This window comes from Microvirga zambiensis WSM3693, assembly GCF_016735695.1.
In the GTDB taxonomy this organism is placed as follows: Bacteria; Pseudomonadota; Alphaproteobacteria; order Rhizobiales; family Beijerinckiaceae; genus Microvirga; species Microvirga zambiensis.
The window spans coordinates 124,205-146,746 of sequence record NZ_JAERQD010000010.1 but is presented as its reverse complement, the minus strand read 5'-3'; the positions used below and the strand labels follow the sequence as shown (position 1 = coordinate 146,746).

General features: G+C 60.9%; 15 protein-coding genes. 3 read left to right on the top strand and 12 right to left on the bottom strand.

Annotated features, from left to right (window positions below; all coding sequences use genetic code 11):
• Positions 1-33 precede the first annotated feature (33 nt).
• Positions 34-4,110 carry an FG-GAP-like repeat-containing protein gene (locus JKL46_RS10555; protein WP_201832621.1) on the bottom strand — a complete coding sequence of 1,359 codons (4,077 nt, stop codon included), beginning with the start codon at positions 4,108-4,110 and terminating at the stop codon, positions 34-36.
• Positions 4,111-4,191: 81 nt separating this feature from the next.
• Positions 4,192-5,283, bottom strand: coding sequence for a SpvB/TcaC N-terminal domain-containing protein (locus JKL46_RS10550; protein ID WP_201832619.1), 1,092 nt, complete (start codon positions 5,281-5,283; stop codon positions 4,192-4,194).
• A 423-nt stretch (positions 5,284-5,706) separates the two neighbouring features.
• Here JKL46_RS10550 and gspD point away from each other — a divergent pair, with 423 nt between their 5' ends.
• Entirely contained in the window at positions 5,707-7,734 is a 2,028-nt protein-coding gene (gene gspD, locus JKL46_RS10545; protein WP_201832617.1) for a type II secretion system secretin GspD, read from the top strand.
• 79 nt (positions 7,735-7,813) lie between these two features.
• Complete coding sequence (locus JKL46_RS10540) at positions 7,814-9,559, top strand: calcium-binding protein (RefSeq protein ID WP_201832614.1); 1,746 nt, start codon at positions 7,814-7,816, stop codon at positions 9,557-9,559.
• Between the two features lie 647 nt (positions 9,560-10,206).
• Here JKL46_RS10540 and JKL46_RS10535 read toward each other — a convergent pair.
• Positions 10,207-11,886, bottom strand: coding sequence for an MFS transporter (locus tag JKL46_RS10535; RefSeq protein ID WP_201832612.1), 1,680 nt, complete (start codon positions 11,884-11,886; stop codon positions 10,207-10,209).
• A gap of 437 nt (positions 11,887-12,323) precedes the next feature.
• Here JKL46_RS10535 and JKL46_RS10530 point away from each other — a divergent pair, with 437 nt between their 5' ends.
• Positions 12,324-12,743, top strand: a complete 420-nt coding sequence (locus JKL46_RS10530) for a hypothetical protein (RefSeq protein WP_201832611.1) — start codon at positions 12,324-12,326, stop codon at positions 12,741-12,743.
• A gap of 80 nt (positions 12,744-12,823) precedes the next feature.
• Here the strand turns inward: JKL46_RS10530 and JKL46_RS10525 are convergent, their stop codons facing one another.
• From JKL46_RS10525 to JKL46_RS10485, 9 genes are all read right to left on the bottom strand, one after another.
• Positions 12,824-13,882 carry a malate/lactate/ureidoglycolate dehydrogenase gene (locus tag JKL46_RS10525; protein ID WP_246529245.1) on the bottom strand — a complete coding sequence of 353 codons (1,059 nt, stop codon included), beginning with the start codon at positions 13,880-13,882 and terminating at the stop codon, positions 12,824-12,826.
• A 71-nt stretch (positions 13,883-13,953) separates the two neighbouring features.
• Positions 13,954-14,751, bottom strand: a complete 798-nt coding sequence (locus JKL46_RS10520) for a transporter substrate-binding domain-containing protein (RefSeq protein ID WP_201832610.1) — start codon at positions 14,749-14,751, stop codon at positions 13,954-13,956.
• 91 nt (positions 14,752-14,842) lie between these two features.
• Positions 14,843-15,511 (bottom strand): amino acid ABC transporter permease, encoded by a 669-nt coding sequence (locus JKL46_RS10515; RefSeq protein ID WP_425493252.1) that lies wholly within the window; start codon positions 15,509-15,511, stop codon positions 14,843-14,845.
• Between the two features lie 18 nt (positions 15,512-15,529).
• A complete protein-coding gene (locus tag JKL46_RS10510) occupies positions 15,530-16,165 on the bottom strand; it encodes an amino acid ABC transporter permease (protein WP_201832635.1) in 636 nt (211 codons plus the stop codon).
• 102 nt (positions 16,166-16,267) lie between these two features.
• Positions 16,268-17,290, bottom strand: a complete 1,023-nt coding sequence (locus tag JKL46_RS10505; protein ID WP_201832609.1) for a C-terminal binding protein — start codon at positions 17,288-17,290, stop codon at positions 16,268-16,270.
• Positions 17,290-19,719, bottom strand: coding sequence for a thiamine pyrophosphate-dependent enzyme (locus tag JKL46_RS10500; protein ID WP_201832608.1), 2,430 nt, complete (start codon positions 19,717-19,719; stop codon positions 17,290-17,292). The genes JKL46_RS10505 and JKL46_RS10500 overlap by 1 nt, the downstream gene beginning before the upstream one ends.
• 3 nt (positions 19,720-19,722) lie before the next feature.
• Positions 19,723-20,520: an SDR family NAD(P)-dependent oxidoreductase gene (locus JKL46_RS10495; protein WP_201832607.1), complete on the bottom strand. Its 798-nt coding sequence runs from the start codon at positions 20,518-20,520 to the stop codon at positions 19,723-19,725.
• A gap of 81 nt (positions 20,521-20,601) precedes the next feature.
• Positions 20,602-21,462: a GntR family transcriptional regulator gene (locus tag JKL46_RS10490; RefSeq protein ID WP_201832606.1), complete on the bottom strand. Its 861-nt coding sequence runs from the start codon at positions 21,460-21,462 to the stop codon at positions 20,602-20,604.
• A gap of 184 nt (positions 21,463-21,646) precedes the next feature.
• Positions 21,647-22,462, bottom strand: coding sequence for a sugar phosphate isomerase/epimerase family protein (locus tag JKL46_RS10485; protein WP_201832604.1), 816 nt, complete (start codon positions 22,460-22,462; stop codon positions 21,647-21,649).
• Positions 22,463-22,542: the final 80 nt, after the last annotated feature.

The following is a 22,542-nucleotide window of genomic DNA, read 5'->3' as shown; positions in this document are numbered from 1 at the left end:
CATCACATCCTCCCGTGACCGGGAGGTGAATCATCAACTCGCTGCAAATGAAAGATCTTTTATGAGTTCACGCCCTAGTTTATTAACAGGATCGTTGAGCGCATAGGCATACCTGTTCGTGCCCACGCCGGGGAGCGTCGGATCGAGGCTGTCAGGCGACAGGAACCGCCCCGCCTTCGGGTCGTAGTAGCGCGCGTTGAGATAGAGCAGGCCCGTCTCCGCGTCCTCGCGCTCGCCGATGTAGCCGTGCGTGTCGAGCGCCTTCTTCGAGGCCTCGTCCGCCTGTCGCTCGCCGAACGCCCGGTGCACCGCCGCGGCCAGCGGCGCGCCGCCCACAAGCCGGCTCAGGCGCCGCACGGACCCCAAGTGATCGCGCTGCACGAGGGCGTCCTGCCCGCCCACTGACGGCTGCAGCCGGATGTCGGGATGCGGCGACACCGACCAGATCGCCGTCGAGGCCGGACCGGGCGCGCGCTCGACATCGGGCCCGAGAAAGAGGGTGGTGCGCCCCGCCGGAGCGGTCGGGTCGTCCTTGACGGTCTTCTTCAGCCGCGCCCCGTCGGGGCCGTAGACGAACTCGACCCGGCTCCTGTCGGTGTCGATCCGCTCCGGGCGGTTCTGCCCGTCCCAGGTGATGAAGCGCCCATTGCCCTGGACCAGGTTGCCGTTGTCGTCGTAGGTCTGGAGCTTCCCGTTCACCATCAACGGCGCATGCGGGCGCTCGGAGCCGGCCGAGGGGAAGCTCGCGCCCATGGCCGTCGGCCCGGTCTGGGCCAGCATGTTGCCGGCATTGTCGTAGGAAAAGCCCTGCTTCTCCCCGCCCCGCGTGGACGACAACAGCCAGTCGGCGTCGTTGTAGCTGAAGGAGAAGGTCTCGGCCCCGCTCAGGCCGCGGATATTCAGGATCCGACCCGCAAGATCGCGATCGTAGATGAGATCGAGCCCAGGCCCCTGCTGGCGGTCGAGCCAGCCGCGCTCCGGATCATACTCCCGCGTCGTCGTGCCGCCGCCATTGGCGTAGACGGTCGCGAGAGGACGATCGCCGGCATCGTAGGTGATCGAGGCGATGTGCCTCGGGATCGACGCCAGGCGCCCACCCGCATCGTAGGCCCAGCCGTCGAGCCGGCCGCCGATGCGCCCCTGCCCTTCCTGCAGGTCCCATTCCCGGCCGATGACACGACCGCCCGGCTCGTAGGCGGTCTTGAGCACATGCCGCTCCGCCATGGTGCCGTCGGCGCGCTTGATCTCGTAGGTGTCCTGAACCCTTCGGCCGTTGCCGTCATAGGCATAGCGGATCGTCGCTGCCGCGTTCGACAGGCTGACCAGCCGGCCGCCGTCGGGACCGCTGCCCGCCGTCCCGTAGCCGCTCGCCGTCACGTCCGGACGCGCCGTGCCGGCCCGCACCGTCCTGGTCTCGAGACGGCCGAGCCGGTCATAGGCGAACGTCGTCCGCTCCTTGCGGGCGTCGACCTGTTCCACCAGCTCCCCGGCCAGGTTGTAGTCGTAGCTCCACTCGCCCCGGTCCGGGTCCTTCTCGCGGATGCGCCGCCCGAGACTGTCGTAGGTGTAGGTCCAGGCACTGCCGCGCGGATCGCGCACGCCGATCATCCGCCCGAGCTGGTCATAGGTCGTGGCGGTGGTCAGGACGGAGGCGCCGATATAAGGGCGGTCCGTCTGGACCGTGCGGCCATAGGCATCCCGGTGCACGCGCGAAAGGCGGCCGATCTCGTCCCGTGTTTCGATCAGGTCGTAGCCGGCGGGGCTTGCCTTGTAGGCGCTTCTCACGACGGTCTGATCCGGCCGCGTCATTGTCACGACACGGTCGAGGCCGTCATATTGAAAATAGGTCAGATAGCGTGTCGCGCCCGAATAATAGGGCAAGGTGCGGCTTTCCGGCAGCCCGCGCTGGTTATAGTCCACGTCGACCCGGATGGCGCTGCCCGGGGCGCTGCGCAGAGTGCTGCGAACCCGACCGAAGCCATCGCGATAGGAAGAGCTGGAGACCGTGCCGCCGCCGAGAGGCGTCACGGTTTCGATATACTGCGCATCGGGATCTCCGAAGTAGTTGTAATTCCACCGAGTGATCTCGCCGCCGGGCTTGGTGACGGATTGGGGGCGGCAGAACGCGTCGTAGGTGTAATCGGTCCTCTGGCCGGTGAGATCCGTCGTGCGGATCGGCTTGCCGCATTGAAAATCCCACTCGGCGGTCTTGACCGTGATGCCTCCCGCCGTCACGGAGACGGGAAAGATGTTGTAGGCGCTATCGTAGGCGGTCACAGTTGGCCGGTTGATCTCGTCCGTGACGGTCGTCGGGTTGCCGCGGGAATCGTAAGTGGTGGCGCGTTCGGCATAGATTCCCTTTTCCTTGAGCCAGCGGCGGGTCAACGTCACGTCACCCTTGGATGGGGGCAGAAGCTCACTCGTCCGGTAGTCGTAGCGGAACAAGGTCTCGGCGATCTTGCGGGAAGGAACCGGCGCCGTTCCCTCATAAACCGTCTCCCAAGCGGGCCGGTTGACGATGTAGGCGGTAAGGTTCGGATTAAACCGCCAGGTCGTCGTACGTTCATCGCCGCTCAGGCCCAAACGGCCATGTTCGGTGAGCTGGGTCAGATTGCCATGGAAGTCGAAGTCGCGTTCGACCTTGCGGATGCGAGATTCACCGTCCAGCATGTCGGTGGTGGTGGTGGCGATGTTGCGGGCCCAATAGGGCTGGCTTTTGATATTGACGTCCCAGGCCTCATCCACCACGCGCAGCACCACCGGCGCATTCGTTGCCTCGCCCGCCTTGACGGTCATCTTCTCGATACGCCCGGCGGAGGCGACATCCTGGCGGAAAGTGTATTCGCGCACGGGGCAGCGGCTCGTGCTCTCGCCTGTGGTGCAGGGCAGCTTCATCGTGACGGTCTTGAACCCGTAGAAGCGCCGTTGGGCATGGCTGTAGAGACCGCCCGAATAGGCGAAGCTCGTCCTCGTTCGATTGTTGCGCCCATCGTTGCGCTCGATGGATTTGACCCGTTGCAGCACGAAGGGCATGCGTCTATTCGGCGTGACGGTGGAGGATTCGTATGTAATCGTGGCAGTGCCGCCCCAGACATTGGTATGATCAGTGAGCAGATCCTGCATTGGGCCGGTCGACGTCCAAACCTTGTAGCTGAAAACATCGGTCTTGCCGTCGCCATCGAAATCGCCGGCGCGCAATGCGACTGTGGGCGTGTTCTGCGACGACGTGTCTTTAACGTCAGGCAGCGCACTGCGTACCAGGGCCGAGCCTTTGTAGCGCAGGATCGTACCGGCGACAGCGTTCTCTTTGGAGGGCACATAGAGATCGCTGCGCCCGTCACCGTCGAAGTCTCCCACCAGGGCGCCCGCAGCGGCGCTCGACAGCTTTACGCTCGGCCCCTTGACCAGCACCCTGCCGTTCGACAGCATCACCCGGACGCTCTGAAAAGCCGGATTCACGAGAGCGACGTCGCTCTTGCCATCGCCATTGAGGTCACCGACGACGAATTCCGAGGCAGGTTCCTGGGCGCCAGCGATCAGTACCTTCTCCTGAGCCTTGAAGCGCATGCCCCTATCGTCCCACAACAGGATCGCCGAATAGGTGCCCGAGACATCCGTCGCATGGCAGATGAGATCGGTGCGCCCATCGCCGTCGAAGTCGCCAGCTTGGAACTGATAGCTGAACAGGGAATTGCAGCTGGGAAATGTAGCCGAGATGTAGCGGGGATTGGGTGCGGACACGAGGTCTTTGTCGAAGAAGACCTTACTGATTCCCGTGCCGTCGAAATCCCCCGCGATGGCACGTCCGGCCAGATCGTCACGATCGATCTCGAACCAGTGCGTGGCGGAAAGCCGTTCGTTGTCATTCAGGCCATAGAGAGCAGCCTCTGTCTTAGTGACCTGGCTGCAATTCCCGCTCGCGTTACAGGATCGGCCGGCCCAGGAAACGATGCGCATCGCCTGCTGGCGGCCGCTCCCGGTAAAATCCCCTACGAGCCAACGGTCATTAGCAGTGAGATCATCGATTCTCTTTTTATAGGCGATGTTGGGGAGCGAAATCGTCGCATAGTCACCCTGCGCCGGATTCGTCGAATAGACGAAGGTACACATGGGGTTCGTCGGCTCGCATTTGTAGCCGAGCACATCGCTGCGCTGATTGCCGTCGAGATCAACGACCAGGCGCCCGCGCCCCTAGGCTGCCGCAATGGTGGCGGCAGAGGCCTGGAACCCGAGTGCCCCGGAGGAATAGGTGTAGGTCGTAGCCGGTAAGTATGCCCCTCCAGTCACGGTGCCGCTTTCATCCCAAACGACGGAGGCACCGAATTCCTGCACTCTCGAAAGCCGGGCCGAACCGGTCGTCGACGAGGTGTTATAATCGATCTTGTAGGCCCGCACATTCTGACCGCCCGTGCGGACCAGAATCGTCTTCAGACGGGCCGAGATCTGGCCCATCTTTCCGCCTCCGTTCGCGATCGACATGGCAGGGGCCGGCAATCGGTCCCGGTAGAAGCGGATCTCACCATAGGTGCCGTTATAGGTAATCTTGGTCGGATAGCAGACGGCGCCGGATGAACACGAGTAGCTATACTTCACCTCGTTGCCGTGCCGATCCGTGGCCGAGGTGAGGACAAAAAGGTACTTGTCTTCGAGGTTGGGGTCGCCTTTCAGGTTCGGGTTCACGACGCCCGAGGCCTGATAGACATAGACAGTGCCATCCCGCGCCGTGACCTTCCAGTCCTTGCGGGTGCCCGAATAGGCGAAGCGCCGGTAGCTCTCCACCTTGGACATATAATTTCCGCCGCTCGCGCAACTCGGGATCTTCGCCTTTTCCTTAGCATTGGCCGGGCAACGCACGATCTCCTCACCGTCGAGCAGGAAGATGTCCTTGTCGTCGAAGCGCGGAGTGCCGCGTCCGGGCGAAGCGCGGACGATGCTGGAGATCCCCTCCAACGACCAGCCAGTGCCCAGAAATCCCGCGAGCGGGCCGCCGGCCCGCAGGCCGCGCCCAGAGTCATAAGTCAGGCGCAGCCTCGGCTCGAGGCCCCGAAAGCCCGGAACCGCAATGGGAATGGATGTGGAGTACGAGCCGTTGTAAGGGGCGTCGGGCAGGAGCGCGGACCTGTCGTCAACCTCCCCGGCCGCCGGCTCTGGGGTGGTGTTCGCGTTGGTGGCCAGGCTATTTGACTTCGGAGCGGCTGGCGAAGCGTCGTCGGAAGCCCCCTCGCCTGAAGATACCTGCCCGGGCTTGACAGGCTCCGCCGCCGTATCTTCTGGGGAGAGCACCCCAGTGGGATTCACAGGTAGCGGCGGGCCACTCCGCCCCTCAACGTCTAATGCTTCGGCTTGCGCCTGCATCTCACCGCTTCCGTCGGAAACAACGACATCCTCAGAAGAGGCGCTTTGTGTCGGCACCTGCCCATAAGCCAGTTCGGTAGGTAGAAAGCCTCCTAAACTGACGAGCGCAGCCAGAACGATAGCAGGAAAGAGACGGCAAACAGCGGGCACGGGAGGCACTTTGCGGTTGTGGCAATCTAGGGTCTTTAATCCTAGGCTGCCACTGGATGCCCCCAAATGATAATGAATACTGATATATTGTTACTTTTATCCACAAGCTTCTGGCAACCCTGGATGGAAACATTCGTCGACTTATGGATGAGATAGGAGCGTCCGCTACCCGAAAGCTGCGCGGACGCGGGGCGGATCGAATTGTCTCAAAATCGTTCTCTTAAAGGCGTAATCGGTATTGCCGCTATGGCGATTGCACTTGCCGGATGTGTCTCTCAATCAGCAACACCCGACGGAGACGGGCGATACAGTCTCTTGGGGCCCTATGCGCGCTATCTGACATCAGGACGTCCGGAAGCAGGAAGCGACGGACCGATCACGGCAAAGGGACCCAATCAGCGCACGAGCTATACGGATTACGGACGTGAGCCTACGGCGACTAAAGAGGCGACGAGTGAGCCAATTTTAGTTAGCGAGAACGGCTCGAAGGTCACTCTGAACTTCGTCAATACGGAGATTCAGGATTTCGTCCGAGTCGTTTTCGATGAAGTCCTGAAGGAAAGCGTTATCGTCGATCCTTCGCTTAGCGGACGAGTGACGGTCCGAACCACGGAGCCGGTGACACGACAGGCTGCCATGTCTCTGGTGCGCAATGTACTTCAGCTTCATGGAGGGACGCTGGCCAAAGCAGATGGCGCCTATCGGGTCGCAAGCCGTGGCAGCGGCTCCGAACAGGGATCAGCCGGAGAAAACATCCGCGTTGTGCCGTTGCGGTTCCTGAAGTCAGATCAAGCTCGCGCAGCGCTACAGCCGTTCGCCACGGCAGGCACCCAAATCGTTGCCAATACGGACGGGCGTTATCTCATTCTGGCAGGCTCTCCGGCGGATCTCGATCCAATGACTCAACTTCTTGATACGCTTGATGTCGACCAGATGCTAGGCGTGTCATTTGCGCTTGTTTCACTAAAAGATGCAAGCGCCACTACCGTCGCCACGGAAGTCACTCAAATGTTCGGCTCGGACAGTGATGGCGAATTTCGCGTGCTGCCGATCCAAAGAATGAATGCAGTCTTGCTTATGACCAGATCGGCAGAGACACTCGGTCGCGCAAGAGATTGGATCGAACGCCTCGACCAGGCCGATAACGATAACAGGCAGATGAGGGTCTTTCCGATTCAAAACCGCCGCGCGGCTGACCTTGCGAAAATTCTTAATGGCATGCTTTCATATGAGGATTCCCCGCAGGACAAGGGAATTACCGCGAGCGCAAATGACACTCCAAGGATTGAGCCCGCGTCAGTTAGGTCGACTACCAATGGAGTGAATGGGGAGGCAGGTAGTTCGCTCCAAGGTGCCCAGGCTCGCGCTGACACCGCCACGAACTCACTTGTCGTCATGGCACATCCTGAAACTTACCAGCTTATCGAATCCGCGATCCGTCGGCTCGACATTCTGCCGACACAGGTTTTGATCGAGGCTACCATCGCCGAAGTCGGACTGAATGATGCCCTGCGCTACGGCGTCCGCTGGTATTTCCAGCAAGGCAATCATAGCGTCTCAATGAACGATGGAGTCTCGAACGCCGGCGCAAATCTTCCCGGCTTCAACTACGTATTCAACGTCCCGCAGGGACGCCTCGTGGTCAATGCTCTCGAGAAAGTCACCAACCTCGAGATCATCTCGTCGCCGGCTCTTACCGTTCTCGACAATGAAACCGCAACCCTCAAGGTCGGCGATCAAGTCCCCATAGCGACGCGATCTGCCCGGAGTGTTACAAGTCCTGAAGCGCCTGTCGTCAACGAAATCGAGTTGAAGGATACGGGTATCATTCTCACGGTTACGCCGCGTGTGAACGCCAGCGGCCTCGTAATGCTCGATATTTCGCAGGAGGTCAGCGATGTGGTTCCGACCTCGACGTCAGCTATCGACTCGCCCACGATCCGCCAGAGAAAGATCAACAGCTCAGTCGCTGTGCAGAGCGGGGCCGAGATCGTCCTTGGTGGTCTCATTTCATCAAACCGCCAGGTTGGGAAGGATGGATTTCCAGGATTGAAAGACATACCGATCCTGGGCGCCGTATTCACCAGCAACGCCGTCAACGATCAACGCAAGACCGAGCTTTTGGTCATCATCCGACCGACAGTGATCGCCAATCGTGTCGATTTGTTTCGCGTCACTGAAGAAATCAAAGCCGGCATGACAGGTATCTCGAGAATCAGGCGCCGGTAGCCGCTTCATTCGAAGCGTCCACAATGAGCAGCGCGGCTTCCGTGCTAATTCTAGAATAAGAACTTCGGAGGAACGATCAATGGCGACGATAACATTCAACTCGAATGCCAACCCGAATAGCGCGTTCCTGAACATTCCGACCGAGATCGATTCTGTCGTGGCGAGAACCTCAACGACATTCGATGTCGGCGACCCGCGGTTCACCGTTCTTCGACTTGAAGGAACAGGCTTTGCCTATTCCGATGCAGGAGTCCCTACCGCTGGTACTCTCACGGGATTTTCTCTACGCCAAGGGGGAGTGACGACTGTTGCCGTTACAGGACTACCGCCACTTCTATCTTTGACGCAAGCCGAGGCCCTGCGGCTCGAAGGCACTCCGGGTGCCTTGCTGAGGTATCTCCTATCCGGTGATGACGTAGCCTTAGGCGTGGACAGCGACGAAACCATCATTACAGAGGGAGGAAGTGATACGATCGATGGAGGTGCCGGCGCCGACTATATTATCGCAGGCGACGGCGATGACCTCGTCATCAGTCGGCTCGGTCAAGGTCCGAGCGGTGGCGCCGTCGAGCGTTTGATCGGCGGCGCTGGAATCGACCGGCTGATCATCGACCGCTCTGACAAGGCCCTCGCCTTCGTGTTCGATATGATGGTTGAAGGCGCGACGACGATGCTCGACGGTACGCTCCTCAGCGGGTTCGAGCAGATGCAGTTTCACTCGGGATCCGGCAGCGATCAACTCGCCGGTGGGGATCTGGCCGATTTCATTAATTCGAGTGGCGGCAACGACCGCATCAGTGGTCGAGGTGGGGATGATACCTTGCTTGGCGGCGATGGCGCAGACATCCTCGATGGCGGGCTTGGCAATGACTCAATAGCCGGGGAGGAAGGCCTCGACGATCTCGATGGCGGCGAAGGCAACGATACCATTCATGGGGGTGAGCAGGCTGATAATCTCTACGGGGGCAGTGGCAGCGACCTCTTGAGTGGCGGCTCTGGCGCCGATAACGTCGATGGTGGATCTGATGATGATTTGATTTACGGCGACTCTGGCGTGGACATCCTTACAGGCGCATCTGGTAATGATCTCCTCAATGGAGGGACCGAAGCGGACTACCTCTCGGGTGGGGAAGGCAGCGACATCCTCAGCGGGGGGAATGGTGCCGACCAGATCGAGGGCGGTAATGGTAACGACGTGATCGACGGCGGAAGCGGGCCGGATATCCTGTTAGGCAATTTGGGTGACGATCTCTATTATGTCGATAACCCTGATGACATGTTATTTGAGGCATTCGACGAAGGGTTCGATACGGCCGTCGCCTTTACGTCTTTTACCCTTACCGCCGCTGCTTCCATTGAAATTTTGCGTACTGCTGATCCTAAGGGCAAAGGGGCGTTCAATCTCAAAGGGAATGGCTTCGACAACATTATCGAAGGAAACGCCAGCTCAAACACGCTCAATGGCGCTGGTGGAGCTGACGTGTTAAAAGGCGGTCGAGGGCGCGACACGTTTGTATTCAACACCAAACTCTCCAAGAGCAAAGTCGATAAGATTGTGGATTTCAGAGTCCATGATGATACGTTTCAGCTGAGCCGCACAATATTCAAGAAGCTAACGTTTGAGGACAAAGGAAAGTATAAGGTCCTAAGCGAGGCATCCTTTTGCAAAGCCAGGAAGGCGCAGGATGCTGATGACCGTATTGTATACGACAATCGATCAGGTCGTCTGTATTATGACGAAGATGGGAATGGTCACATCAAGCCAGTTTTGTTTGCGAGGCTCGCTAAAGGCCTAAAGCTGACAGAAGCCGATTTTTGGGTGTGATGCCGCTCGGTGGATGGCGAGAATCACATGGCCGGTTATCTGGGATGGAAAATCGTGGAACTTCGGTCTAGCAAGCGCGATCGTACTAGCCTATCGACACCGCTCAATATCTTACATACGATGAAGGAATAACGCCTGAGAATGTAACTTGTCAGCGCGCTGAGTATCCGTGTTCAACTCCATTAGGCCGCTTCAATCCAGAGGGCCGCCTCACGCTTTTGGGCCCTTCGCGAAGGTCCTCGCTTGCATGCAAGCGTTGAGTACGGGCCGTCAGATAGGGCCTGCCTAGTTGCGTTGACCTGATCGTCATGCCGTCCGTTCGGGAACGCCAGAAGCTCATCGAGTCAGTCGGCTAACCAGGGTGTATCCTGCGGCCGCCTGGATTCCCAATCCACGCATCACCAGTTCCATCGCGACGGGCGTCGAGAGAACCTGAATGCGTCTGGGTGTATAAACTTTTCCTTGGCCAACAGGGCATCGAGCCAGAACTGCGTGCGATCGAGATGGTCACAGGTGATCAGGTCGCCATTCAGAAAAGTGATGCTTGTGCCTTAGGATCGTAGCCGCACGTCTACTGGCGCAGCCCACAAACAGCGCCGCGTTTATCCCGCCGTCTTTCGAGCGAACGATACCGCCCGTTTCGAGAATTACGAAGATTGATTCAGGTCAGTGAGGGGCGCGGACAGTTCATGGGTGAGCTTTCCGAGATCCGATGCCGACGTGCCCGTCTGTCGCTCGATCATTCGGCGTACGCTCGGGAGGCCTTCTCCCTGATGGAGCGCTCGAAGCTTGTCGCCGATCTCCGCATCGGCTTGTGTACGGCGCTGATTGTGCCGCACGTATTCCAGCCATGTCGGACTGTGATAGCGCTCGACCCAGATCTGTGGGTTTTCAATATCGCGCAAAAGCGTCCAGTGCCGTGCCCCGTCGCGACGCCGCGTGCGCCGCCTCTCCGCCATGATGGCAAGGAATGCTGTCGCGTCTGCCTCGCGGATGAGGTACTCGATCGTGATCACGATCGGGCCGCTTCGGTACCGGATATCAAGTGCAATATCAGGCTCACTCCAACGATTGAGCGGGTCGAGGTTGAGCGACTTCAACTCGGGGAGAGCAAGCCATCGTCCAAGGGCGGCTCCGACCATCAGAACAACGGCCGATGTAAGGAGAGCCTCCGCTGTTCCGAAACGCTCTGCCACGGCACCCCAGATCCAACTGCCTAGGGCCATCCCGCCGAATGTCGCCATTTGGTAGAGCGCGAGGGCCCGGCCAACAACCCAGCGCGGCGAGGATAGTTGTACCGTCGCATTGAAACTCGAGAGGGCCAACACCCAGCTCGCTCCACCGATCATCATAGCCGCGGCACTCAGAGGCAAGTAGGCGCTCAGACCTGCCACGGCAGCGCATAAGGCGAAACCAGCGAATGAGACCCGCACGAGGCCTTCGAGCGACAGGCTCTGCCGCAGGCGGGCGCTGAGCAAGGCACCGCCAACCGCACCAACGCCAAAGGCCCCAAGCAGCAGGCCATAGGTGAGCGGCCCTCCTCGGATCAGGTCGCGGGCGATGAGTGGCATCAGGGCCTGGATGGCAATGGCTGCCAGTCCGAATACGGCACTTCGCAAGAGTACCACGCCAAGATTGGGGGACATGGCGACATAGCGGATCCCCGCTGCCATGGCGGTCGCGAGGCCTTCCGGCGGCAAGGTCCTCGGGGACTGAACGTGCTTCCAGCGCAGCAGCACGCCGATCAATCCAATATAGCTGATGGCATTCACAGCAAAGGCGGCAAAGGCACCGATCGCAGCAACGATCACGCCCCCAAGGGCCGGCCCGACGCTTCGGGCAATGTTGAAACCCATGCTGTTGAGAGCAATGGCCGCCGGCAGTTCCGACCGGGGGACCATCTCTCCCACCAGCGACTGCCAGGCAGGCCCGTTGAAGGCGGTGCCGCAGCCGACCAGGAAAGTGAAGGTCAACAAAAGCCATGGTGTGACGAGGCCGAGATAGGCGCATAGGGTGAGTGCGATCGACACCGCAAGCAGGAAGATCTGCGAAGCGAGCATCACTCTGCGTCGATCGAAGTTATCGGAAATGGCGCCGGCCATGAGAGAGAACAGCACGATCGGCAGTGCCGTCGAGGCCTGGACAAGAGCAACCAGGTCTGCCGAAGCGCCGATTGAAGCCATCAGCCAAGCCGCGCCGACCGACTGGATCACTCCACCAAAGTTGGAAGCAAGGCTTGCAACCCATACGGCAAGGAAAATACGATACTTGAACGGGGACAGGGAAGATATCCTCCTGTCCGATGGCTCAGCGTCTTTTGTCGACATAAAGGGCTCGACTTTAGGCCAGTTCCAGAACCAACCTGAATACGACTCGGTCAGTCAACGGTACCGCCTACCGGTGACGGAGCCAAGCCTCGGCCGGCAGCCAAGATGAAGCTTGCTCCTGGCCTCATCATCAGAGAAGCCCAGCCTGGGCCTCGACGGAGACATCCGCGATCTTGCACGTGAGCCGATCGGGACCGGGCAGAACGGATGCCATGTCAACTTGTCGGAGATACATACGCTAGCTCCTCGAATACGCCCCTCTGGAACGGGTATGAAAATCCCCCAAGCCGTCGGGGTCGGGATCCGTCCGAGTTCATCCTATCGCTCAGGAACCGATCTTGTTCGGCCGCGAAATCGCCTGAAGAAATTGTGTGACGCGCATCACAGCAGGCGGCGAAGCTTTGTGTGACTCTCTGAGTCAGCAACAGGAGGTTTCGATGAGCTTGAACATCCTTTCCCTGATCTCCGCCCCCAAGCTGTCCAACTGGCTCGAGGCGCTCTTCGCTGGTCGACAGCCGATCCCAGTCAAGGTTTCTACTCGTCCGCGCCAAGTCTCGCGCCGGCTTCCACTTGCTGGGATCTTCACGCTTGGTTGTTTGATCACGATTGCTCACGAGCCCGCTCATGCGCAAGGGGCATGTGGCCCTCGAGACAAACTCGTGGAGGCGTTGTCCGACCAGTATAAGGAGAGCCCCGTCGGAATCGGCCTGGCACAGTCCGGGCAGGTCCTGGAGGTCTTCGCCTCCTCATCCGGATCGTGGTCAATGGTCATGACGGCGTCAGACGGCAAGACATGCATAATTGCGGCCGGCGACAATTGGGAGATGATCACCAAGATAAAAGGAACCGGTATCTGACACCTCGTCGCGCAGCCATGAAGCTCCGTGACCCCGCTGTCCAGCCCCGCTGAGTGGTGGCTCAGCCCGAGTCAACGTGTCTAGGCAGGGGCCCCCCTCGCCCCCACGGATTCGGCTGCTGCCTCGATTTCTTCCCAGGTCCTCGCGTCGATCGGGATGCCGTTGGCCTCCCGCCAGCGCTTGGTTTCTCGCTCCGGGTCACCGGGCATTAGGATTTGCGCGGTACGCGTTGCCTCCGACCGGGCCCATGAAACGAAAGCGTCGGTCTCGTCGTCGAGGTTCGCCCTTGTGCCCAGGCGGTCCGGTGAGACGAGGATGGACAGCATGGAGTTCACGATGGCGTTGCTCTGCTTCGGGCCAGACTGGGTTTTGCCGCCGATGAGAGCGGCGCCAAGAAGCTCGCAGGCAACGGACAGACCCCAGCCCTTATGCTCGCCGAAGGGCAGAAGGGCGCCCGGCGGATCCGAGAACAGAGCGGACGGATCGGTCGTCGGATGCCCGCCCGCGTCCAGCAAGGCCCCATCGGGAAGGGAAACGCCCTTGTTGAACGCAACGTGAACTTTCCCAGCCGCCAGGCGGCTGGTCGCGAAATCGACGATGATGGGAGGCTCACCAGCCCGCGGGATCCCCACAGCGAACGGATTGGTGCCGACGCGCGCCTTTGTGCCACCAAACGGCGCGACCGCCGGGGTGCTGACGACATTGACGAAATGGATGGAAATCAGGCCGGCCGCGGCGCATTGCTCGGCCCAATGGCCTATGCGGCCGATGTGATGCGAGTTCCGCAGCCCTACGATGCAGGCGGCGGCATTCGCGGCCCGTTCGATTCCTGCTTCGATCGCATCATGGGCCATGACTTGGCCGATGCCCAAGCCGCCATCAAGAACGACGAGCGAAGCGCTGTCGAAGCCGACGGATAGCGTCTGGTTCAGGATCAGGCTGCCATCGCGTGCATTGGCGATGTAAGTGGGGATCATGCCGACCCCGTGAGAGTCGTGGCCGCGCAGATTTGCCTCGACGAGATGGTCGGCGACAAGCCGTGCTTCCCTGTCCGTCGACCCGGCCGCCGAAAAGATCGTGCGGACGATGTCGTGAAGCTTGTCCGGCGGGACGATCATCGAAGCGGAAGCGGAGTTCATCGACTTTGCTCAAGGAGTATCGCGATTGACAGGGATGCCGGACCTCCGGCATCCCTTTTGACTTGCGGGATCTAGAATACCGGCAGCGGAATCATGGGCTGGCCGCCGCGGAATTTGCGGGAGATCGCGTCCAACTCGCCGCTGTTCTTGATCTGATAGACGAATGTGTTCAGCCATTGCAGCAGGTCGGGATTTCCCCGGCGGATGCCGATCCCGAAATGGGCCGCCCTCAGGGGGAACTTCTGCTCGTATTCTTCACCCTTGGCACCTTTCCGGAGATAGATTTCACCGTAATCCCCTCCTCCCATGGCATCGATCTGGCCGGAAAGCATGGCCTGCGCGACCGACGGTCCGTCATCGAACCGAAGGAGATTCATGCCAGGCGGGTTCATTTGCGTGAGGGCGCCGTCCTCGAGCGCGCCGCGCGTGACGCCGACCTTCAGCGTCTTGAGGTCATCCGGGCCCTTGATGCTGCTCGTTTTGGGAGCGATCAGCACGGCGGACTGACCTGCGTATGGGATCGAGAACGACACCTGGAGCGCCCTCTCCGCAGTGATCGAGAAAATCGCAACGACCATGTCGACACGGTTGCTGAGCAGGGCGGGAATACGCCCGGGGGAGTTCACCGTGACGAACTCGACGGGAACCTTGAGGTTCTTGCCGATGAGGTTCGCCACCTCGACGTCGATGCCGGTCGGCTGGTTGTTGGTGTCGAGCATGCCGTAGGGCGGCACCGTCGTGTCGATGGCGATGACGACCTTGCCGCGCTTGATGATCTCGTCGACGGTCTGAGCACTGCCGGGCGCCGCCGACAGTCCGATGACGGCCATCGCAGCCAGCGCGAGCACGGATTTAACAATTCCTCGCATATCCATGGTCTCCTCCCTCCTTTTCAGCCCGCCGTCGTGGCGGTCATACGTCGCGCGGGCTTCTCTCGCCCGCTACTCGTACAGCGTTGGGTCACATGGCTTGGACGTTCACGTGACCGACCTTCAATTGCCTTTCCAGATAGCCGCTCAGGAGCGACAGGGGCCAGCAAATCACGAAATAGATGCCTGCCACCGTCCCGAAGACGAGAACAGGCTCGAAGGTGATGGTATTGATCTGGGCGCCGGCCCTCGCGAGTTCCGTGAAGCCGATCAGGGCGGCAAGGGACGTTCCCTTCACGACCTGCACCATGTATCCGACCGTCGGCGGCAGAGCCATCCGGACCGCCTGCGGGATGATGACCAGGATCAGTGCCTTCGGAAAGTTCAGCCCGAGCGATCGGGCTGCATCCCATTGCCCTGCAGGAACAGCCTGGAGGCAACCGCGCCAGATTTCGGCCAGGAAAGCGCTCGTCGACAAGGTGAACGCCAACACTGCCGCAGTCCAAGCATCGATCCGAATACCGAACAGGTTCAGGCCGTAATAGAACAGAAGCAGGAGCATGAGGGCCGGTATAGCCTGCACGAACTGGATATAGCCGGACGCGATGTATCGCAGAAGCCTGAATGGCGAGATCCTCGCGATGGCGAGGATGAAGCCGACCGTTCCTCCACCAACGAAAGCCGCGAGCGACAGGGCGATCGTCCATCGGGCTGCCAGGACGAGAATCCAAACTTCGTGGAGAGTGAACGTTCTCAGCAATTCCTGTGCCTCTCGAAGTCATCCGCGCCTCGCGAAGGCATAGGCGTAGATCGATGTGAATATCGCCCTGAACCCGAACACGATCACCACGTACATGAGCGTCACGATCGTGTAGATCTCGAAGCTCCGGAATGTCTGCGAGTTGAGGGTGTTTGCGACGGCGGTAAGCTCGTCCGCGGCGATTGCGGAGACGATGCTCGATCCGAGCAGCACGAGGATGAACTGGCTGGTCAGTGCCGGATAGACCGCCTTCAGGGCTGGGAACAGGATCAGGAATCGAACGATTTGGAGCGGTTTCAGCCCTAAGGCCCGTCCAGCCTCGATCTGGCCGTGCGGGATGGATTCGACGCCGGCCCGTACGATCTCGGCCGAATAGGCGCCAAGATTGATCACCATCGCAAGCAGGGCCGAGTTGTTGGGACTGAGGCGCATGCCGAGGTGAGGAAGCGCGAAGAACACGAAGTAGAGCTGGATCAGGAACGGCGTGTTGCGGATAAGCTCGATGTAGGAGGTTGCCAGCCACCGGAGCGGTCGCGGACCATAGGCCTTGGCCACTGCGCACGCCATGCCGATGATCAGCCCAAAGACCATCGTGAGTGCGGACAGGCGGATCGTCAGCACGGCTCCGGAGAGAAGGTCCGGAAAGTAGTTCATCACGGTGCCGAACTGGAACGTATAGTTCAATGGGTCACCTATCCGCTTGCCCCGGCCCGGACGCCCGGGATCGTGCCGAAAGCCTGTTCATCCTTCTCCGGGTCACGCCGTGTGGCGCACGAGAAACTCCCTGTTGACGCAGTTGGAGAGATCGCCACTCCGGAGGTGCCGGAGAACAGTCTCCACGCTCTTCACACGCATGTCGATGACGGACGAAGGCGAATAGAACGCAGCATGCGGCGTGAGAACCAACCGTCCCGATATCCACTCCTCCCCGCGGCGCCACGCGTCGATCAGCGGATGGGTGGGATCGGCGGGCTCGACCGGAAGAACGTCCAGCGCGGCCGCCATGATCCGCCGCGCCTTAAGAGCATCATGAAGTGCGTCTAGGTCGACGATCGAGCCGCGTGCGGTGTTGATCAGGATAAGGCCAGGCTTGGCATGCGCCAAGGCCTCGTGGCCGACGAGACCACGCGTCTCCTCGCTCGAAGGTGCATGGACACTGACGACGTCGGAGACTGCCATTAATTCGTGGAGGCTCGCGCATCGCTGCGCCCCGACGGCGATTTCCATGCCGGATGGCAGATATGGATCGTAGAAGGCAATCCTCATGCCGAAGGAACGGGCCCGGATCGACGTAGCCAATCCTATGCGGCCAAGTCCCACGATCCCGAAGACTCCATCCCGCAGGCGGCGGACGGCGGGCGCGATGCCTTGGGTCCATCCGGTCGCCGTGTTGGCCCTTATGGCGTCGTTGTAGGTGATCACGCCTCGGGTGAGTGCCAGCATCAGACCGATGGCGTGATCGGCGACTTCCGAGGTGCCGTAATCCGGGACGTTGAAGATGGCCGTGCCATTGCGGCCCCAGGCCTCAAGGTCCAGCCCGTCATATCCGACCCCGGCTCGGACGAGCGCCCTGGCATTCGGATATTCCGAGGGAAGTCCGTCCACGTCGGAGCCAGGGGGAGAGTGGATGATGCCGTCAATGCTTGCGCGTATATCCCTCGACAACATGGACCACGCGCCATCGCTGGGCGACTGGACGATGAGCTCGCCGTCGCTGCCCACTGTCTCCCGCTCGAGCCGATCGTCGGGATGCCGGAACTGGGACAGTAATATGCGCATCAGTTCGCCTCCCGGACGATACCGATCGGAGATCCCATGGCGACCGTTGCCCCGTCCGTCGCCAGTATCTCGGCGAGAACTCCACTGGCGGGAGACTCGATCTCGACCACGGCCTTGTCAGTCTCGATGTCCGCCACGTGGTCACCCTGAGCGACGCTATCCCCGAGATGACGATACCATTTCACAAGCTTTCCTTCACTCACCGTCAGGTCGCCGAAAGGCATTGTGATCGGCGTGCCTTCGACGGTGCTGCGTGCGAGCGCCACGACCTTGTCGTTGGGCCGGATCTGGCGCACCGGAAGATCATCCGCCGCGGGTGCCGGCATGCGCCCGGCGGCTGCGGCGAGTCTGCCCGCCCGATCGATGGGATCGGCCTCGCCACGCAAGAGGCGTTTGGCGGCCGCGACGATGCCGTCAGTGGACACCAGCATGGCGCGTTCGAGAGACGGCGCGAACGGATGCGTGACGGGCGCTGTATGGAGACGGGCGACGGGAGCATCCAAGTGGTCGAAGCAGAGTTCGTTCATGGACTGGCCGAGTTCGGCACCGACCCCGAACATGGCATAAGCCTCATCGACCACGAGAAGGCGATGCGTGCGCCTGACGCTCTCAGCCACGGTCTCGACATCGAGCGGCTGAATGGTCCGGAGATCGATGATCTCTGCGGAGATCCCCTCCTCGGCCAGGATGTCGGCAGCCTCGAGCGCCCTGATGACGAGTTGTCCGGCGCTCGCAATGGTGAGGTCGGCTCCCTTGCGGGCGATCCGGGCGAGGCCGAAAGGCACGAGATGCTCGCCTTCCGGTACAGGACCCTTCGACGAGAATAAGGCCTTGGTCTCCAGCATGATGACTGGATCGCGCGCCCTGAGAGCTGTCTTCATCAGCCCCTTGGCATCGGCGGGAGTCGATGGAAGGCAGACGATGAGCCCCGGAACGTGCGCCCAGACCGGATGATAGGTGCCCGAGTGGTGCGGGCCGGCCGACCGCACTGCTCCCGCGCCGACACGGATGACCATGGGAGCCTGCATCTGGCCGTTGGACATGTAGCGCAACTTCGACGCCTGCAGAACGATCTGCCCGGCAGCCTCGAACAGGAAGTCGGCGAACATGAGGTCCGCGATGCAGCGGGTGCCCGTGGCCGAAGCGCCCAGCGCCGCTCCTGTGAAGCCGAGTTCCGAGATCGGCGTGTCGACCATGCGGTCCCCGCCGAACTCCTGGTACAGGCCCTTGGTGTGCGCGAACGTGCCGCCGCGCTCGCCGGTTCCTTCGCCGAAATAGATCAGGTCGCGGTTGCGCCGCATCTCCTCGGCGATCCCGTCCCTGACGGCATCGAGCCAGCCTGTCTCGACCGTAGGACGACCTCGGGGCGACGGTGCCGTCGCCTCAGGCGGATTGAGCGGGTCGGCGAAGACGTGAAGCGAATAAGTGCCCGGTTCCGGCTCGGGCGAGCGGCGTGCGTATTCGATTGCATCCTTGACCGAGGCGTCGACGGAAGCGTCGATCTGGTCGAGTTCGCGTCCGGTAACGATCGCGTAGTCCTCCAGGATCCGGCGCCTGAAGGTCTCGACCGGACACCGCTTGGTCCACTCGTCCACCTCCTCCTGCGTCCGGTAGATGCCGATCACGGGATCGCCCTCGTGATGGCCGACGGTGCGATAGGTCTTCGCCTCGATCAGGGTCGGCCCCTGTCCAGCACGGGCACGCTCCACGGCGTCGCGAGCCGCCTGCCAGACTGCAACGACATCGTTGCCGTCGACCGCGATGCCCGGGATGCCATAGGCCGCTGCTCGGCTCGCGATCTCCGGATTGAGGGTGACCGACGAGAGTGCGGTGGCCGTCGCGTAGAGATTGTTTTCGCACACCAGTACTACGGGAGCCCGCCTCACCCCGGCGAAGTTCAGCGCTTCATGGAAGGCAGCGTGGTTGGTCGCTCCATCCCCGAAGAAAGCGACGGAAACGTCACGCGTTCCCCGGTACTTGGCGCTGATCGCCGCACCGACCGCCGAGGGGATGCCACCTCCCACCAAACCGTTCGTCCCGAAGAGACCTATCGACGGATCGTACAGGTGCATGGTCCCGCCGCGTCCGCCGCAGCATCCATCGTGTTTTCCATAGAGCTCCGCCATGAGCACGCGCGGGTCCATGCCCTTCGCGAGTGCATGCCCATGCCCGCGATGCGTCGACGTGATCCAATCTGTCGGCCGCAGATGGGCGCAGATTCCGGAGGCGGTTGCTTCCTGGCCTATGTAGAGATGGAGGAAGCCCGGAGTCTCTCCCGTCCGGCAAGCGACCTGTGCCGCAAGCTCGAACTTCCGCAGGAGAACCATGCTTCTGTAGAGGCCGATCATTGCTTCGGCGGACAGCCCATCCGGCAGCGGAAGCCGGTTGCTGAGTTCTTCGCCACCGGCTTTCCGCTGCGATTGCGCCATGTCTCAGAAATCCCGTGCGAAGCCGGCGGTCCATCCGCCATCGATAGGGAGGATATGCCCGGTGATGTAGGAGCTTTCCGGGGCCGCGAGGAAAAGGGCGCCGTTCGCGATTTCCTGCGTCGAGGCGGGTCTTCCCAGGGGGATATGCGACAGGAGCCTCGCATGGAGGTCGAGCTCTTCGCTCTTCGCGTCGCCGATCCAGCTTTTCCAGCCTTCTGTCGCCGTCGAGCCCGGAGCGATTCCATTGACGAGGATGCCATGGGGCGCCAGCTCGAGTGCCATCGAGCGGGTCAAGTTCACCACTCCCGCCTTTGCGGCGACATAGGAGCTTTGAAGGCGCATAGGGACGAGGCCGAGGACGGACGCGATATTGATGATCCGGCCTGAGCGTTGAGACTTCATGTGCGGAATGACGGCGCGACTGACGCGGAACACCCCGGTCAGGTCGATCCTCAGCATCTCGTCCCAGGTGTCGACGGGGAATTCGTCGATAGTCTTTCGATCCGTCGCCTTCACCCCGATTCCGGCATTGTTGACGAGGATATCGATCCGGCCTGTAGCCGCTGCCGCCTCGGCGACGATCCCGTCGATGCCGGATCCATCCGAGACATCCATTGCGAAGGCGAGATGACCTTCGTCGCATGGAGCCGAATTGCGTGCAGCCTCGGCCACACGATCAATGTCGAGGTCCGTATAGATGACCCGCGCGCCGTTTCGCGCCAGCGTATCGGCTATAGAGCGGCCGATCCCTTGCGCCGCGCCAGTCACCAGTGCGACCTTCCCTTGGAGGTCGACCTGCATGGCGTTTTCCTCTGGGGGCGCCCTGGCTTTCTGCCAGTTTATGCCCTCAACTTGTTATAACAACCTTTGTCCACGGGATTGTCAAGGATCCCGCACCGACGTTACGAGATGTGTAGATATTCGGGCCTCGGATGCGAGGGCGCGGCTGTAGGCGATTTCGATGAGCGAAGCGCTCTCGTCTCGGTAAAGCAGTTGCGTTGCCAGGATGGCGCTGCCCACTTCGCACCGGAGATCGCGTGCATCCTCCTCGGACGCGAGTTCCGCCCAAACGGTCATCCGGACGTCCTCGATGTGGACGCCGAGTTCCCGCTGGAGCACGCGGAAGACCACTGCGTCGTCGAACGCCCGGCGGGACAGCCGTGCCCCGATCTCAGGGGGGAAATAGATGATCGATCGGGCATAGGGGCGTCCATTGCGCGAAAGGATTCCGCGTAAACAGTGGAGTCGCGTCGCGAGCGGTAATTCGAAGTCCCTCGCGTCCGAAGCGGAGCGCTCCTGTCTCCAGCTCCCAATGTCGAGACGTGCATCGCCGACCATCGCGACGATGTCGGCCAGGGATTCCATGAACCAGCCTTCCCGGCGAGGCGGAGCCACTGCCGTGACGACGGGACGCCTGGATTGCGCCTTCCTGATGTAGCCATCCGCCTCAAGGAGCCTGAGCGCATGGCGCGTGGTGATGCGGCTGACTTGGAACCGGCCGGACAGAACCGCTTCCGACGGCAGCGACGCACCGACCCTCCACTTGCCGGCCTGAATCTCGTCCCGAAGAGAGCCATATACGGCAAGATAAAGTGGCTGATGGGCCTCGGACTGGCCCTGCCGGCCGGCTTCGGCTTCCTGCCCTGAGATCTCCATCGCCTCTACCCCATGCGCCTTCTCGAAGTCGTACAGCTCGATATTAACCGACGAGACATTAGCGCAATTGGCGTCAGGGTGAACCATCTTACAGGCAGGGCCGCTCTCGGATGCCCATAACGGCGCATCCCGAGAACGGACGGGGCAGTCCTTTCGGATCAGTCTCTTAGCGCGCCGCCTGTCGGCTGGGAGCGCAACCGGATCCCGTTCACCCGTCTGCTCCTGATGAGTGAAATCGGCATCATCAACGAGTCGATGGATCCATCAAGCCTCACCAGGCTTCGACAAGCGTTCTGAGATAAGCCAAATCTTGCTTCAGGTAGGGAATGACATCGTCCCCCATGCGTTGCGACTTTCCCATTGGGTCGCTGTACTCGGCAGGAAGGCACAAGGTGCCGGCGAAACCAACTTTCTTCAGACAATCGGCAAACTCGCGCCAAGAATATCCGCCGTGCTGATGTGTGGTCCACTTGACCTTGAATACCGCCTCGTCCTCCGGTCCGTTGACGCGGGAGTGATAGGCGCTCTTAAAGTTGGCCTGATGATGGATCTTCCCTTTGAGGATGTCCACCGCCATTGCCGTAGGCTCGCCGTCGACCGCGCAATGGGCCATATCGAGCACCGCAGAGATATGGCGTGGGTCATACATTTCGATCAGGTGGAGCAGTCCGACAGCGCTTCCGACAAAGTAGCCATAATGGTTCTGGACGCCGATAGCGACGCCATGCCGACTCAACGCAGGGAGCAATGCGTCGAACTGCCGACGATAGTTCTCGATCGATTGAACATACCCGATGCTGAGATCGATCGGTGCCATGATCCGGATAAGCGGTATGCCACTCTCGCCGCAGGCAGCGATAATCGCTTCATCCGCCGTGCTCGCAATGCTCGTTATTCTCAGGCCACTTGCGCCGAGCACGCGCGTTGCCTCCTTCAAGCCGGCAGCCGCATTCTCTGGCGTCACCTGATAGCCGGGGCGCACGGGAAGTTCGATGCCGTCCAGACCCAGGGCCGCTATTTTGTCGGCCATGATCGGCAAAGGCTCGGTCCAGGGCTTTGTGAATACGGAGATCAGAGTCTTTGACATTGAATGGGGCTTCACATGCTGCGGTTTTGATGAAGCGCCTCCCGCCATTCGGTGACGGCGGAAAGAGCCTAGTTCCTGGT